4 protein-coding genes, 1 pseudogene and 1 other annotated feature are annotated in these 17,168 nt (G+C 34.6%); all 5 genes and pseudogenes read right to left on the reverse strand.

All coding sequences use genetic code 11. The annotated features are described in order from the left end of the window. Positions 1–303 precede the first annotated feature (303 nt). A pseudogene (locus tag AK212_RS13415) lies at positions 304–7,185 on the reverse strand (SasC/FmtB family protein); the annotation flags it as partial. A gap of 286 nt (positions 7,186–7,471) precedes the next feature. Continuing rightward, positions 7,472–10,411, reverse strand: coding sequence for a DUF1542 domain-containing protein (locus AK212_RS13860; protein WP_244881440.1), 2,940 nt, complete (start codon positions 10,409–10,411; stop codon positions 7,472–7,474). A 1-nt stretch (position 10,412) separates the two neighbouring features. Beyond that, positions 10,413–13,949, reverse strand: a complete 3,537-nt coding sequence (locus AK212_RS13865; RefSeq protein WP_231119784.1) for a SasC/FmtB family protein — start codon at positions 13,947–13,949, stop codon at positions 10,413–10,415. Between the two features lie 226 nt (positions 13,950–14,175). Continuing rightward, positions 14,176–14,487: a rhodanese-like domain-containing protein gene (locus tag AK212_RS09645; RefSeq protein WP_053030521.1), complete on the reverse strand. Its 312-nt coding sequence runs from the start codon at positions 14,485–14,487 to the stop codon at positions 14,176–14,178. Between the two features lie 21 nt (positions 14,488–14,508). Next, the gene (leuS, locus tag AK212_RS09650) at positions 14,509–16,923 is read right to left on the reverse strand and encodes a leucine--tRNA ligase (RefSeq protein ID WP_053030523.1); all 2,415 of its coding nucleotides are present in this window, start codon (positions 16,921–16,923) and stop codon (positions 14,509–14,511) included. 47 nt (positions 16,924–16,970) lie between these two features. Continuing rightward, positions 16,971–17,153 (reverse strand) — a binding site (T-box leader). Between the last annotated feature and the right edge of the window lie 15 nt (positions 17,154–17,168).

Below are 17,168 nucleotides of genomic sequence, written 5' to 3' on the forward strand. Positions count from 1 at the left end.
ACGTTTGAAGGAAGTTCTTTTAAAATTTAATTTCTGATTACCGGTAAAGAGCGTATTTCAATCTTATTTAACATTTTTTCTTCGCTTTGATATTAATAGTAAGAATAATCCACTAATTAAAGACAATTGAGTTAATGGTACAACATCTTCTACTTTTTTAATACCTGTATTAGGTAATAAAGTATTTCCATTAAATTCTATTAATTTTAATTTAGAATTGACTCTAGGATTTTTATTTTTAGAAGCTTCTTTTTCTATTTTAGAAATTTTTTCAGTATTTTTCATTTTATTAAATTTAATATCGTTAAGTTTAGCTTCAGTTTCTTCAACAATTTGACTTAATTGAGTATCATGTGTAGCTTTATCAATTCTTAATAATGAACTTTTAACAATATTATCTACAAGTGTCTTTAACTTATTCTTTTCTTCATTAGAAATATTTTGTGAATTCTCTATTTTTTCTACTATATCCTTACCTTTACTTAAAATTACTTTTTTAGCGTTTAGTTTAGCTTTAGCTAAGGTATTTATTTGTGTAATTAACTTACTATATTTAATATCAATTGCTTTAACTTCTCTATTACTTTTCGCTTTTTTAATTTCTGCAAAAGCTTGATTTATTATTTGATCAATCTTATGTTTTGCACGCATTTTTTCTTCATCAGTTGCAGATTTATTTGAATCAATGATTGCTTTTTGCTTAGTTGCAATATCCATCAGATGTTTAAGTGCTTTATTTTTCGCAATAACTGTAGTTTGAACTTTGTTTATATCCAATTTACCTTTACTTAAAGATGCATCAACTTCGCTATTGTTTAAAGATTTATCAATATTTTCTTTCGCAATTTTAATTACTTCGTCTACCTTTGCTTTCGCTGCTGCCTTTTCTTCGTCTGTCGCGTTTGGCGTTTGATCGATTTCCGTTTTCTTAGCTTCTGCTGCTTTGTCAATTGCTTGTTTTGCTTGTGCTTTTTTCTCAACCGTTGGTTGAACATTGTTAATTGAATCTACACCGTTTGCTTTTGCTGTATCTACACCTGCGTTATTTGTTGCTTGGTCTATCGCATTCTTAGCGTTACTTACAGCCTCATCGACTTTTGCTTTCGCTTCTGCCTTTTCTTCATCTGTGGCATTAGGCGTTTGATCGATTTCTGCTTTCTTTGCTTCGGCTGCTTTGTCAATTGCTGTTTTCGCTTCGTCTTTCTTAACAACCGTTGGTTGAACGTGATTAATTGACTCTACTCCAGATGCTTTTGCAGTGTCTACATCTGCGTTATTTGTTGCTTGATCTATCGCATTCTTAGCGTTACTTACAGCCTCATCGACTTTTGCTTTTGCTGTTGCTTTTTCTTCATCTGTTGCGTTTGGTGTTTGATCGATTTCTGCTTTCTTTGCTTGCGCTGCATTATCAATCGCTGCTTTTGCTTCGTCTTTCTTAACAACAATTGGTTGAACATGATTGATCGCGTCTACACCTGAAGATTTAGCAGTGTCTACACCTGTGTTATTTGTTGCTTGATCTATCGCATTTTTAGCTGATGTCACTGCTTCATCAACTTTCGCTTTGGCTGCTACTTTTTCTTCATCTGTCGCGTTTGGTGTTTGATCGATTGCTGCTTTCTTTGCTTGCGCTGCATTATCGATTGCTTGTTTTGCTTGTGCTTTTTTCTCAACCGTTGGTTGAACATGATTGATCGCGTCTACACCTGAAGATTTAGCAGTATCTACGCCTGTGTTATTTGTCGCTTGATCTATCGCGTTTTTAGCAGTTGTCACTGCTTCATCGACTTTCGCTTTGGCTGTTGCTTTTTCTTCTTCTGTTGCGTTTGGTGTTTGATCGATTTCTTCTTTCTTTGCTTGCGCTGCATTATCGATTGCTGTTTTCGCTTCGTCTTTCTTAACAACACTTGGTTGAACATGATTGATCGCGTCTGCACCTGAAGATTTAGCAGTGTCTACATCTGTGTTATTTGTTGCTTGATCTATCGCATTCTTAGCGTTACTTACAGCCTCATCGACTTTTGCTTTTGCTGTTGCTTTTTCTTCATCTGTGGCATTTGGTGTTTGATCGATTTCTTCTTTCTTTGCTTGCGCTGCATTATCGATTGCTGTTTTCGCTTCGTCTTTCTTAACAACACTTGGTTGAACATGATTAATCGCGTCTACACCTGAAGATTTAGCAGTGTCTACACCTGCGTTATTTGTCGCTTGGTCTATCGCGTTTTTAGCAGTTGTCACTGCTTCATCGACTTTTGCTTTTGCTGTTGCTTTTTCTTCATCTGTTGCGTTTGGTGTTTGATCGATTGCTGCTTTCTTAGCACGAGCTGCTTCATCTATTGCGTTCTTTGCTTGTGCTTTTTTCTCAACCGTTGGTTGCACATTGTTGATTGAATCTACACCGTTTGTTTTTGCTGTATCTACACCTGCGTTATTTGTTGCTTGGTCTATCGCTGTTTTAGCGTTATTTACCGCCTCATCGACTTTTGCTTTCGCTGCTGCCTTTTCTTCATCTGTCGCGTTTGGTGTTTGATCTATTTCTACTTTCTTAGCACGGGCTGCATTATCGATTGCTGTTTTCGCTTCGTCTTTCTTAACAACCGTTGGTTGCACATTGTTGATTGAATCTACACCGTTGGTTTTTGAAGTATCTACGTCAGCGTTATTTGTCGCTTGGTCTATCGCATTCTTCGCACTATTCACTGCTTCATCGACTTTCGCTTTTGCAGCTGCTTTTTCTTCATCTGTGGCATTTGGTGTTTGATCGATCTCTGCTTTCTTTGCTTGTGCTGCATTATCAATCGCTGTTTTCGCTTCATCTTTCTTAACAACACTTGGTTGAACATGATTGATCGCGTCTACACCTGAAGATTTAGCAGTTTCTACACCTGCGTTATTTGTCGCTTGGTCTATCGCGTTTTTAGCAGTTGTCACTGCTTCATCGACTTTTGCTTTTGCTGTTGCTTTTTCTTCATCTGTTGCGTTTGGTGTTTGATCGATTTCTGCTTTCTTAGCACGAGCTGCTTCATCTATTGCGTTTTTTGCTTGGGCTTTTTTCTCAACCGTTGGTTGCACATTGTTGATTGAATCTACACCGTTTGTTTTTGCTGCATCTACACCGGCATTATTTGTCGCTTGGTCTATTGCTGCTTTCGTATTATTCACTGCCTCATCGACTTTCGCTTTCGCTGCTGCCTTCTCTTCGTCCGTCGCGTTTGGCGTTTGATCGATTTCTGCTTTCTTTGCTTGCGCTGCATTATCAATCGCTGCTTTTGCTTCGTCTTTCTTAACAACCGTTGGTTGCACATTGTTGATTGAATCTACACCGTTTGTTTTTGCTGTATCTACGTCAGCGTTATTTGTCGCTTGGTCTATCGCATTCTTAGCGTTACTTACAGCCTCATCGACTTTTGCTTTTGCTGTTGCTTTTTCTTCATCTGTTGCGTTTGGTGTTTGATCGATTGCTGCTTTCTTTGCTTGCGCTGCATTATCAATCGCTGTTTTCGCTTCATCTTTCTTAACAACACTTGGTTGAACATGATTGATCGCGTCTACACCTGAAGATTTAGAAGTATCTACGCCTGTGTTATTTGTTGCTTGATCTATCGCATTTTTAGCAGTTGTCACTGCTTCATCAACTTTCGCTTTGGCTGCTGCCTTTTCTTCGTCCGTCGCGTTTGGCGTTTGATCGATTTCTGCTTTCTTTGCTTGCGCTGCATTATCGATTGCTGCTTTTGCTTCGTCTTTCTTAACAACCGTTGGTTGAACATGATTGATTGCGTCTATACCTGAAGATTTAGCAGTGTCTACACCTGCGTTATTTGTCGCTTGGTCTATCGCATTCTTCGCACTATTCACTGCTTCATCGACTTTCGCTGCTGCCTTCTCTTCATCTGTCGCGTTTGGCGTTTGATCGATTTCTGCTTTCTTAGCTTCGGCTGCTTTGTCAATTGCTGTTTTCGCTTCGTCTTTCTTAACAACCGTTGGTTGGACTTGATTAATTGACTCTACTCCAGATCCTTTTGCAGTGTCTACGCCTGCGTTATTTGTTGCTTGATCTATCGCATTTTTAGCAGTTGTCACTGCTTCATCGACTTTCGCTTTGGCTGCTGCCTTTTCTTCGTCCGTTGCGTTTGGTGCTTGATCGATTTCTGCTTTTTTAGCACGGGCTACTTCATCTATTGCTGTTTTTGCTTGTGCTTTTTTCTCAACTGTTGGTTGGACGTTATTAATGGCGTCTGTTCCTTCAGTTTTCGCTGTATCTACGCCTGCGTTATTTGTCGCTTGGTCTATTGCATTCTTCGCATTACTTACAGCCTCATCGACTTTTGCTTTTGCTGCTGCCTTTTCTTCATCTGTCGCGTTTGGTGTTTGATCGATTTCTACTTTCTTAGCACGGGCTGCTTCATCTATTGCTGTTTTTGCATCGTCTTTTTTTACAACCACTGGTTGGACTTGATTAATTGCATCTAAACCAGATGATTTTGCTGCATCTACACCGGCATTATTTGTCGCTTGGTCTATTGCTGCTTTCGTATTATTCACTGCCTCGTCGACTTTTGCTTTTGCTGCTGCTTTTTCTTCGTCTGTGGCATTTGGTGTTCTATCTATTTCAGATTTCTTCGCATTTGCTTGATCTATTATTGCTTGTCTAGCAAGATTCTTTTTAACAGCGTTAACTTGTACATCATTGATTTTGTTAACTGCATTCTCTTTTGCAGTCGTAACATCAGTATTATGCACACCTCGCTCTATATTTAATCGTGCTTGATTAGCAATTTCATCAATTTTTGCTTTCGCTTCATTTTTTTCTTCAATGGTTGCATTAGTATCGTTATCAATTACGGACTTTTTAGAAGCAATAGCCCTTTCTAATTCTTGTTTCATATTATTTCTATGAACTGAGTTAGGAACAATTTGACCAATATGGTTAGTATTTGAAGTTTGAGCTGTTTCAACTAACTGATTAGTTGTTGCATTTCTCACATCATTAGTCGCATTAATGAGCGCTTCATTAACACTTGTTTTAGCTGTTTCTCTTTCTTCAAATGTTGCGTTTGTATCATTCTCAATTTCAATTAGTTTTTCATTGGCTTTATCTTGCAACGCTTGTATCGCTTGTTGCTTAATTGTTGGAATAACATCTATAGGATCAATATCAACTACCGATTGATTCTTTCTTTCTGAAATTTCATTAGTATTAGATGCACTTTCAATATCTCTATTTTTTTCGTCCAAAGTTGCTTTTAAAAGTGTTAAAGCAGCATCTTTTTCTTCTCTAGTCGCATCATTATTATTATTAATTGCTGCTTTACGCGACTCTGCAACTTGATCTATATCTAGTTTTGCTCTTTCTTTATCTAATTTTAAAGTTAAATCATTAATAGTTGCTTGATTTTTTCTTTCACTTATAGGCGTATCATCGTTTTCATTTAAAATTTGACGTGATGCATTTAGAACATTTTGCATCGATGACCAAGCTTCTTGTGAATAATCATGTTGGTTTAAATGCTCTATTTGAGCAGATATTTCATTAAATTTCTCTTGTAAAGCAGTTTTATACATTTCGACAGTAACAGATTGTGTTTCAACATTAATATTACCTTTTCTTTGATCTGATTCAGTTTTTATATACTCGTTATTACCACCATATCTAAAATAGTTATCATCGGCATTCAAACCAAAATCACGACTTCCATTTCTTCTATTCATATTTATACCATCAGTAGCATAAACTAATGTTGCATCGAAATCCTTTTTAATAGGTTCTGAAGTCGGTAATGAAACAGTATAAGCAATGTTTTTAATCGCTCCTGGCTCTATTCTATCTACATTTAATGTTAACAATCTAGTGGATGTATTATAACTTGCTCTAGCATTTTGAGCTGAAATAAATTGAGCTCCTTCTGGTAAAATTACTTTATATTGCGTTTTATTCGAACGGGAGTGTCCTTTATTTTCTAATGCGACATTTAGTGTAGTATTTACTGTAGTTGCAATAGATGAAGGGGATGTAACTTTATATTGTGTTTCTGTAGTAGTTGCTTTTAAGTATGCACCACTATTTACTTTCACATCTGCTAATCCACTTCCACCAAAATTATTATTACCTTTTAAAAGTCTACCGCCATTTGCACTTTCATAACTTCTTTTTTCATGTGTTTCAAACATAAATCTTAGTCTTGAAACATTGTTAGGCACATTAAATACACCTGTAAATACACCAAATGATTTACCAGCTGTATTAGGTCTACCTGCGTAAAGTAAATCAGTAGGATTATTCGCATCATAGATTGATACTTTAACACCATTGATACCTTGTGTATTACCCATCGAAGTACCCATGAAATTTAGTTGAATTTCTGATCCTGGCGTAACATCTATATCTTGGTATATTGGACCAACAGTCTTATCTGCTGCTACCCCACTAACATTACTTGGATATTTGGATAATACTGCGGCAATTTTATTTTTAGTTTTATCAAAAACATAAGGATTGTAAGGTGGTAATGCTTTAGGTCCCCATATAAGTGGTATTACTGTTTGATCGTTATCTTTGACATGCCATCCTGTAATCTTACTTGCCTGATTCATTTCAGACACAGTTTGATTCGTAGGAATAACTGCTCCATTAGACGTATCCGTAAAAGTACCGTTAACAATTTGACCAGAATTGGTTTCATTTAAACTCATTTGATCTTGATTATTTGTAACAATTGTATCAGTAGAACGTTTAGTTCTTTTATGTACTAAATTATTTTTATTTACAGTAATATGATTACTTTCATTTTTCAAAAGATTTTCAGTAGTTGGATTGCCTTCATTAGAAACCGTACTTTGATTGTTATCTCTAGATAAGTTGTTTGTTTCTCGATTATCTATGTTTTTGGGATCATTAATATTTTCTACTTTAGATTTAATTTCATTGTTAATCTTTTGATTAGTTACTAAATCGTTAACAGATCCATTATTATTTTCAGAATCTATGTATTTATCATTATTATTTATTGATTTATCAATGGTTTGAGATTTAACATTTTGTGAGGTAGTTTGCGAAGAATTACTTTCTTCCTCTTGAGTTGCTGCATGACCTGGGTGTGATAAGAAAGTCAGTGTAGCTATAACAGTGGAAAATATTCCTACACTAAATTTACGAATACTAAATTTCTGTTTTTTAAAAAGATTCATTATTGTCCTCCTTGATGTTCTTGTCTTGTTGTAATAGTAATAATGAATAATAATGAGTGTTGCTATTAAATTGTATGATATGATTTTATGCAATTGTTATCATACTTTTTATAATATCATCATTCATCTAAAATAACCAGAATAAATTTTTCATTACATAAGATTTTCACATAACATAAATCTTTAAAAAATTATATTTTAAATCATTATATGTTTTTTGCAAATGAATAATAAAAAATCAGACCCCACAATTTTGTGAAGTCTGATTTCCAATTTAACTCATTGATCAATTATTTTCTTTGTTTCTTTTTCTATTTTTCAAGAATAAGAATAAACCACTTATCAACGCTAAACCTGCTAAAGGTGATTGATTTTGACTTTCTTTACCAGTACTTGGTAATTTAATAGACCCTTTGTTGTTACCTGAGCTAGTATTATAATTATCACCTGAATTATTATTATTTCTATCTCCACCATTATTATTGCCACTTGGTAAATATTCCTTACCTTTTGAACTTAATGGATTAACTTTTTCAATATCTTCAATGGCTTTATTTGTAATTGCATCAACGTCGTTGTTATTAATATCATTTTCCAATTTTTCTAAAGCATTTTTAACAATTTCATCAATCATGTTTTTAGCTTTATTTTTTTGTTCATCTGTTAAACCATTTAGATTATCAATTTTAGCTTTTTGTTTTCTCGCTATATTTAAAATATTTTTTCTAGCCTGTGGCTTTTTAACAATTTTGATTTTAACTTCTTTTATTTTAGAAGTGAAATTAACTTGAACTTTATCAACATCGTCATTAGTATTTGCATTATCTATTGCTCTATTAGCCTTATCAATTATTTTATCAACCTCTGCTTTTGCTGCATCTTTTTCTTCTTTAGTTGCATTGTGATTTTTATCGATTTCGGCTTTCTTAGCTTTTGCTTGATCTAAAAGCGTTTGTTTCGCAACAGTTTTCTTAGTAGTATCTGGTTGAATTTTTTTGATAATATCGCTACTACTATTTTTAGCTTGATCTACTTCGTCATTTGTAGTTCCTTGATCTATATTATCTTTTGCTTTTTTAGCTTCTTCGTCGACTTTAGCTTTTGCAGTGTCTTTTTCTTCTTTAGTTGCATTGTGATTTTTGTCGATTTCGGCTTTCTTAGCACGTACTAATTCATCGATTGCTTTTTTAGCTTCGTCTTTTTTCACTACTTCAACTACAACACTATTAATGCCATTTGTTCCTTTATTTTTAACCTGATCAACATCACTATTTGTAATAGCTTGATCTATTTCTTTTTTAGCTTTAGTGACTTCTTCATCTACTTTAGCTTTTGCTGCATCTTTCTCTTCTTTTGTTGCATTTGGTGTTTGATCGATTAACTCTTTTTTAGCTTTAGCTACTTCATCTATAGCATTTTTAGCTTCAGGTTTTTTAACTGTTTCAGGTTCAATTGGTGTTATAGCTGTATGGCCGTTATTTTTTGCTTGGTCAACTCCGTCGTTAGTTGTTGCTTGATCTATAGCACTCTTAGCTTTAGTAACTTCTTCATCTACTTTTGTTTTTGCTACATCTTTTTCTTCTTGAGTTGCATTTGTGTTATTATCAATTGCTTGCTTCTTAGCTTTAGCAACTTCGTCAATTGTACGTTTTGCTTCTGACTTTTTAACTATTTCAGGTTGAATAGATGTAATAGTATTAACGCCTTGAGTTTTAGCTTGATCTACTGTTTCATTTGTTGTCGAATTATCAATAGATTGTTTTGCTTTTGTTGCTTCTTCATCTACTTTTGCTTTCGCTGCATCTTTCTCTTCTTTAGTAGCTTCTTGATTTTGATCAATTTCGGCTTTTTTAGCAGTCACCGCTTCATCGATTGCTTGTTTTGCTTCTGCTTTTTTAACAACTTCTGGTTGGATTTTTGCTATAGCTGAAGCGCCGTCTGTTTTAGCTTGATCTACATCATTATTTGTTGATGATTGGTCAATGCTATTTTTTGCTTTTGTTGCTTCTTCATCTACTTTTGCTTTCGCTGCGTCTTTCTCTTCTTTAGTAGCTTCTTGGTTTTGATCAATTTCGGCTTTTTTAGCAGTCACTGCATCATCAATTGCTTGTTTTGCTTCTGCTTTTTTAACAACTTCTGGTTGGATAGATGAAATTGTTGTTTCACCTGATGTTTTAACTTGATCTACATCATTATTAGTAGAAGCTTGATCAATCGCTGCTTTTGCTTTTGTTGCTTCTTCATCTACTTTTGTTTTAGCAGCATCTTTTTCTTCTTGAGTAGCATTTTCATTATTATCAATTTCTTGTTTTTTAGCTGATACTGCCACATCGATTGCTTGTTTCGCCTCAGCTTTTTTAATAGTTTTTGGTTCTATTGAAGAAATTATTGTAGTTCCATTCGTTTTTGCTTGGTCAACATCATTATTTGTAACGGCTTTATCTATAGCTGATTTAGCTTTTGTTACTTCTTCGTCAACTTTTGCTTTGGCTGCGTCTTTCTCTTCTTGTGTAGCATTAGAAACTTGGTCAATTTTAGCTTTTTTAGCTGTAGCAGCATCATCGATTGCTTGTTTCGCCTCAGCTTTTTTAATTGCTTCAGGTTGAATTTTGTTAATAGCAGTTATTTCATTATCTCTAGTTTCATGTACAGCATCATTAGTGCTTGCTTGATCAATAGCTTGTTTTGCTTTAGTTGCCTCTTCATCTACTTTTGCTTTGGCTGCGTCTTTTTCTTCTTGTGTAGTAGTGCCATCTTGATCAATTGTATTCTTTTTAGCTGTTACAGTTTCATCTATTGCTTGTTTTGCTTTAATTTTTTCAATTGACTCTGGTTGGATATTATGAATCGTGTTAACACCATTGTCTTTTGCTTGATCTACACCATCATTTGTTGTTGCTTGATCAATTGCTGCTTTGGCTTTAGTGACTTCTTCATCCACTTTTGCTTTGGCTGCATCTTTTTCTTCTTGTGTTGCTGTAGGGTGTTGGTCAATTTCTTGCTTCTTAGCAGTTGCTGCATCGTCAATTGCTTGTTTCGCTGTAGATTTTTTAACTGCATCTACTTGAATACCTGCAATTGTAGTAGTTTCTGAATTTTGAACTTGATCTACATCATTATTAGTATTTGCTCGCGTAATTGCATCCTTAGCTTTTTGTACTTCAGCATCTACTCTTGCTTTGGCTGCGTCTTTTTCTTCTTGTGTAGCGGTTGGATGCTGATCAATTTCATTTTTTCTTAGCTATCGCTGCATCATCGATTGCTTTTCTAGCGGCAGCTTTTTTAACAACATCAGGTTGAATAATTGATATTGCATTAGTACCTGAGTCTTTCGCTTGATCAACACCATCATTTGTTGTTGCTTGATTAATCGCTGTTTTTGCTTTTGCAACTTCAGCATCGACTTTGGCTTTTGCTGCGTCTTTCTCTTCTTGTGTAGCGTCACTATTATTATCAATTGCTGCTTTCTTAGCAGTTGCACTATCATCGATTGCTTGTTTTGCTGATGATTTTTTAATTGTATCTGGTTGGATACCTTCAATAGTTGTTACACCAGATGATTTAGCCTGTTCTACTTCATTATTTGTATTAGCTTGATCAATCGCTACTTTGGCTTTTGTAGCTTCAGCATCGACTTTGGCTTTTGCTGCTTGTTTTTCTTCCTCTGTAGCATCGTTAACAGTATCAATTGCTGCTTTCTTAGCAACAACTTCATCATCAATCGCTTTTCTTGCTGCTGCTTTTTTAACGACTTCTGGTTGGATACTAGCAATAGATGAACTACCATTATTTTGTGCTTGATCCACACTATCATTAGTAGTTGCTTGTGCTATTGCTTGTTTTGCTGCTGTAACAGCTGCATCGACTTTAGCAATTGCTGCGTCTTTCTCTTCTTGTGTTGCATCAGGTGTATTATTAATAGCTTCTTTTTTAGCAGTTGCAGCATCATCAATTGCTTTTCTTGCTGCAGCTTTCTTCACAGTGTCAGGAAGAATTCCTGAAATAATAGCAGTATTGCTGTTAGTTGCTTCATCTACCGCACTATTAGTAGTTGCAGCATCAATTGCAGCCTTTGCTTGTTTTGCTGCTTCATCGATTTTAGCTAAAGCGACATTCTTCTCTTCTTGAGTAGCCTCATTATTATTGTTGACTAATGCTTTTTGATTTAAGACTGCAGTGTCAATCGCTTGTTTTGCAGCAGGTTTTTTAGCTATTTCAGGTTGAATATTATTAATTGTACTAGTACTGTGCGCTTGAACTTCATCGACACCATCATTATTTGTAGATTGATCAATAAGTCTATCAGCATTTCTAACTTCATCTGTGACTCTTTGAATCGCAGCGTCTTTTTCTTCTTGTGTTGCATCACTAATTTGATTAATTAACGCCTTTTTAGCTTCTGCAGCTTGGTCAATAGCCTTTTTAGCATTTGCTTTTTTGATTACATCAGCATCAATACTATTAATAACGTTTGTTCCATTAGTTTGAGCTTGGTCTACATCATTATTTGAAGTTGCTTGATCAATTAATGCTTTCGCCTTGTTAGCTTCTTCAGTTGCTTTTGCCATAGCCACATCTTTTTCTTCTTGTGTTGCATCATAATGACTATCGATATAAACTTTGCGCTCAGTCAATGCCGCTTCAATAGCTTTTTTCGCTTCTGCTTTTTTAGATGCAGTCACATTAATTGTGTTAATTTGAGCGATTTTAGCTTCTTTTGAAGGAGCGATATCACTACTAGTAGTTAAATTATCAATTTCACCTTTTGCTTCTGTGTATTTATTTTGTAATTTAGTTAAAGCGACTTGTTTTTCTTCAGTAGTAGCTTCAGTGTTACTATTAATGACATTTTCTCTAGCTTTAGCAGCTTTATCAATATCAAATTTAGCTTTTGCTTTTTCTAGGTTTAATAATAAATTATTAATTTCGGCTTGATTCTTTCTATCTGTTAATGGTGTTGATTCAGTTTCATTTTTAACAACTTTTGCATTTGTGAGTGCTGTTTGAAGATTGTTCCACGCCTCCGTAGAGTAATCATTTTGATTTGCTTGAGCAAGTTCTGTTTCAATCTCACTTATTTTATTATTGATAGCATCTTTATACATAAAGACAGTTACAGATTGTGTTGATGCATTCGTAGTACCTTGTCTTTGATCACTTTCAGCAATAATAAACTCATTATTACCACCATATCGAAGGTAGTTATTATCACCAGGTGTTTGCGTAGCAAGGTCTCTTGAACCATTTTTTCGGTTCATGTTAATACCTTCAGTTTGATAAATCAGATTACCGTTAAAATCTTTTTTAATTGGAACTGAAGTAGGTAATGAAACAGTATAAGATATATCTCGTGTAGAACCAGCGTCTATTGGATTAATATTAAGTGTCAACTCTCTTGTATCTTCATTAAATGAACCTGTTGCATTTTCTGCAGTAACAAAAGTAGCCCCTTCTGGTAAAACAACTTTATATTGAGTTTTGTTAGAACTTGAGTGTCCTTTATTCTCAATAGAAAAATTTAATTTAGCATTGACATTAGGTGATGACGCAGAAGTAGAGTTTGCTTGATATTCTGTTTGAGCTGCACTTACTTTCAAGTAAGCACCGGTATTCACAGAAACGTCGGCAACTACACCACCACCAAAGTTATTAGGGCCTTTAAGTAAACGGTGGCCACTGTAAGTGTCATGACTAACATTCACTAAAGATTCGAATTGAACTCTGATTCTTGAAATATTATCAGGTACATTAAATACCCCTTTAAAAATACCAAAAGGTTGGCCACTCGTTTTAGGTGTACCTTTATATAATAATGTTGAAGGATTATTAGCATCATAGACATATAAACGTGCACTATTAAATCCAGATACGTTCCCCATAGATGTACCAATAAAATGGAATTGTAATTCTGAACCTGGTGTAACATCGATATCTTGATAAATCGGTCCTACACTATTATCTGGTCTACCATATGATAAGTTATCGCTATATTTAGATAATACAGCACCAATTTTGTTATTAGTCTTATCAAATGTAACATACGTATATGATGGTAAAGCTTTAGGTCCCCAAACTAGTGGAATTTGTGTTTGTTGACTATTGACTACTTGCCATCCTGGTATTGTACTTGCAGCATCCATAGCTGATTCTGTTGCTGCAGTAGGAAGTTCCGCACCGTTAGATGTATCAGTGAAATTACCATTAATAATTTGACCTGAGTTTGTTTCATTAATTGCCATCGGATCCTGCTGCGATTGTGTATTTGAAGTCGCATCACTGGCATCACGTTTCACTCTTTTATGTTTAGCCGTATTACGCTTTTCATTTGATGACGTTTTTTCTTCTGATAATGGTTGATTAGTGTCAACATTAATATCTTTAGACTTTGTCTCAGCTAAATCTTTGTTTGAATTTTTATTGTTACTTAAAGTTTCAGACTTGCTCGATTTAGCACTTGTATCATCAACTGAGTTTTGTTTTGGTGCAGGATTATTATCTGCTTTCGTTTCCACTTTAGAAGGTGGGTTGCTTGCGTCTTCTTTAGATTCTACTTGTGAAGATGCATTATCAGGAGCAGTTGATTTTTGATTAGTATCATCTGTACCGCTTGTTTCAGTAACCTTTTGTTGAGCAGATTGACTTTGCTCATCCAATTCAGCTGCATGTCCTGTATGTGTGATAAATGCTAATGTAGCAATCACTGTTGAGAACGTACCAACTGTAAATTTACGTATACTGAATTTTTGTTTTTTAAATAGATTCATTAAATATCCTCCTTGTAGTCTGATCTTGATGTCCTTGATTTAATGAATTAGTCAAAATATAGTCTAAATCCTATTTGACCATTTACGGAATTATTCTATCACTATTAATCATTGTACGCTAGTGTATTTTAAATTATTATGATAAATATTTTATAAAATATAATTTAGTCCTCTTAAAAATCAAAAAAGCGACTGACATTTGAATTTGTCAGTCGCTTATGCATGATTAAATACTATTTATTTCTGTACCTGCAGTGCCCCATTCGTTCATACCACCTTCTACATTAATAGCATGAATATCATGGCCTTCTAAATATTTCACAACTTTTGCACTACGCATTCCAGCTGCACAGATAATATAGTATGTGTCTTTGTCATTAAAATAATTTAGGTTATCAGGAATTTGATCCATTGGAATTGTTTTAGCTCCAGGTATAACTCCCATTGCAGTTTCTTCGTCAGTTCTAACATCCACAATGTTAACTGGATTAGATTCTAATACTTTCTCTTTTAATTGATCTACTGTAATAGATTCCATTATTAAAACTCCTTTTAATTATTATTTAGCAACAATATTCACTAATTTTTGAGGCACAGCAATCACTTTTTTAATGTCTTTACCCTCTATAGATAGTTTAACATTTTCGTCTTGTAATGCTAATGCTTCCATCTCATCTTTAGACGTGTCTTTAGGAATATTCATTTTGGCTCTAACTTTACCGTTAACTTGGACAACAATTTCTACTTCTGCATCAACTAATAATGATTCATCATAGGTTGGCCAAGGTTGGTAAGTAATCGTATCATCATTACCCAATCTGTTCCATAATTCTTCACCAATATGAGGCGCAATTGGTGCTAACATTTTAATGAAACCTTCTGCATATGGTTTATAAATAGTTTCTGATTTATAACACTCGTTAATAAATACCATCAATTGGCTAATAGCTGTGTTAAAGTTCAATGAATTAAAATCTTCTGTTACCTTTTTCACAGTTTGGTTAAATACTTTATCTAATTTAGTGTCATTGTTTTCAACTACTTTATCTGTTAATGAACCATCTTCATTAATGAATAATCGCCATACACGATCTAAGAAACGTCTAGAACCGTCAAGTCCATTTTCACTCCATGCAATCGCAGCATCTAATGGTCCCATAAACATTTCATATAAACGTAATGTATCAGCACCATGAGAATTGACAATATCATCTGGGTTAACTACGTTGCCTTTTGACTTACTCATTTTCTCATTACCTTCACCAAGAATCATACCTTGATTATATAATTTTTGGAAAGGTTCTTTAGTTGGAACAACACCTAAGTCAAATAAAACTTTATGCCAAAATCTTGCATATAATAAGTGTAGTACTGCGTGTTCAACACCACCAATGTATAAATCAACTGGCAACCAGTGTTTTAATTTTTCTGGATCAGCTAACATCTTACTATTATTAGGATCGATATATCTTAAATAATACCAACAGCTTCCTGCCCATTGTGGCATTGTATTCGTTTCACGACGACCTTTCATGCCAGTTTTCTCATCAACGACATTTACGAATTCATCAATATTAGCTAATGGAGATTCTCCAGTTCCTGAAGGTTTAATTTCATCTGTTTCTGGAAGTAATAAAGGTAATTCATCTTCTGGCACTGTAGTCATAGAACCGTCTTCCCAGTGTATAACTGGAATAGGTTCTCCCCAATAACGTTGTCTACTGAATAACCAATCTCTTAGTTTGTAGTTTACTTTCTTTTCGCCTGCACCTTTAGCAACTAATAGTTCAATTGCTTTAGAGATCGCCGCTTCATTATCTAAGCCATTTAATTCACCTGAATTAATATGTTCACCAACACCTGTGTATGCTTCTTTTTGAATATCTCCACCAGCAATCACTTCGTTAATTGGTAAATTAAATTTAGATGCAAATTCATAATCACGTTCGTCATGCGCAGGTACAGCCATGACTGCGCCTGTACCATAACTAGATAGTACATAATCTGCAATCCAAATTGGTAATGTCTCACCTGATAACGGATTGATAGCGTATGCCCCCGTAAATACACCTGATTTATCTTTTGCTAAATCAGTACGTTCTAAATCGGATTTCTTTGAAGCTTCTTCTTGATATTGTTTAACCGTTTCAAGTTTATCGGCAGACGTAATTTTATTTACTAAAGCGTGTTCAGGACTTAATACTAGGAAAGTTGTACCATAAATTGTGTCCGGTCTTGTAGTAAACACATCAATACTTTCATCACTGTTATCTACTTTAAAAGATACGCTTGCACCTTCAGATCGGCCAATCCAATTACGTTGCATATCTTTAATAGATTCAGGCCAATCCAGTTCGTCTAAATCTTCTAATAAACGATCAGCATATTCCGTAATTTTTAGTACCCATTGTTTCATTGGACGTCTATAAACAGGATGTCCTCCACGTTCAGATACACCGTCCACTACTTCTTCATTAGACAATACAGTACCCAATGCTGGACACCAGTTAACAGCTACTTCATCAACATAGGCTAATCCTTTATTGTAAAGTTGAATGAAAATCCATTGCGTCCATTTATAATACTCTGGATCTGTCGTATTAACTTCTCTATCCCAATCATAACTAAATCCTAATTCTTGAATTTGACGTTTAAACGTTTGAATATTTTGTTGTGTAAATTCTCTAGGGTCATTACCCGTATCTAAAGCATATTGCTCTGCCGGTAAACCAAACGCATCCCATCCCATTGGATGAAGAACGTTATAACCTTGCATACGTTTATATCTAGATACAATATCCGTAGCGGTATAACCTTCAGGGTGTCCGACATGTAAACCTGCTCCTGATGGATACGGGAACATATCTAACGCATAAAATTTCTTTTGACCTAAGTTATCGCTTGTTTTAAAAGTTTTGTTGTCTGTCCAATAATTTTGCCATTTTTTCTCAATTTCCTTATGATTATATCCCAAATCTATTTCCTCCTATAAATAAAAAAACATCTCTAACTATTATTTATGATAGGGACGACGAATAGCCGCGGTACCACCCTAATTCACATATTATGTGCACTTTATAATAGTAAGAGATGTTTTAAATTTAATTATTTAACGGTAAGTTCACTTAATTCTTAACACTAGTTCTCACCACCACTAGCTCTCTGATGAAAAGTATTTAAGCTACTACTCCAATACATTTTAATATTATGAGATTCAAG

The sequence above is a fragment of the Staphylococcus borealis genome, assembly GCF_001224225.1.
GTDB classification, from domain to species: Bacteria; Bacillota; Bacilli; order Staphylococcales; family Staphylococcaceae; genus Staphylococcus; species Staphylococcus borealis.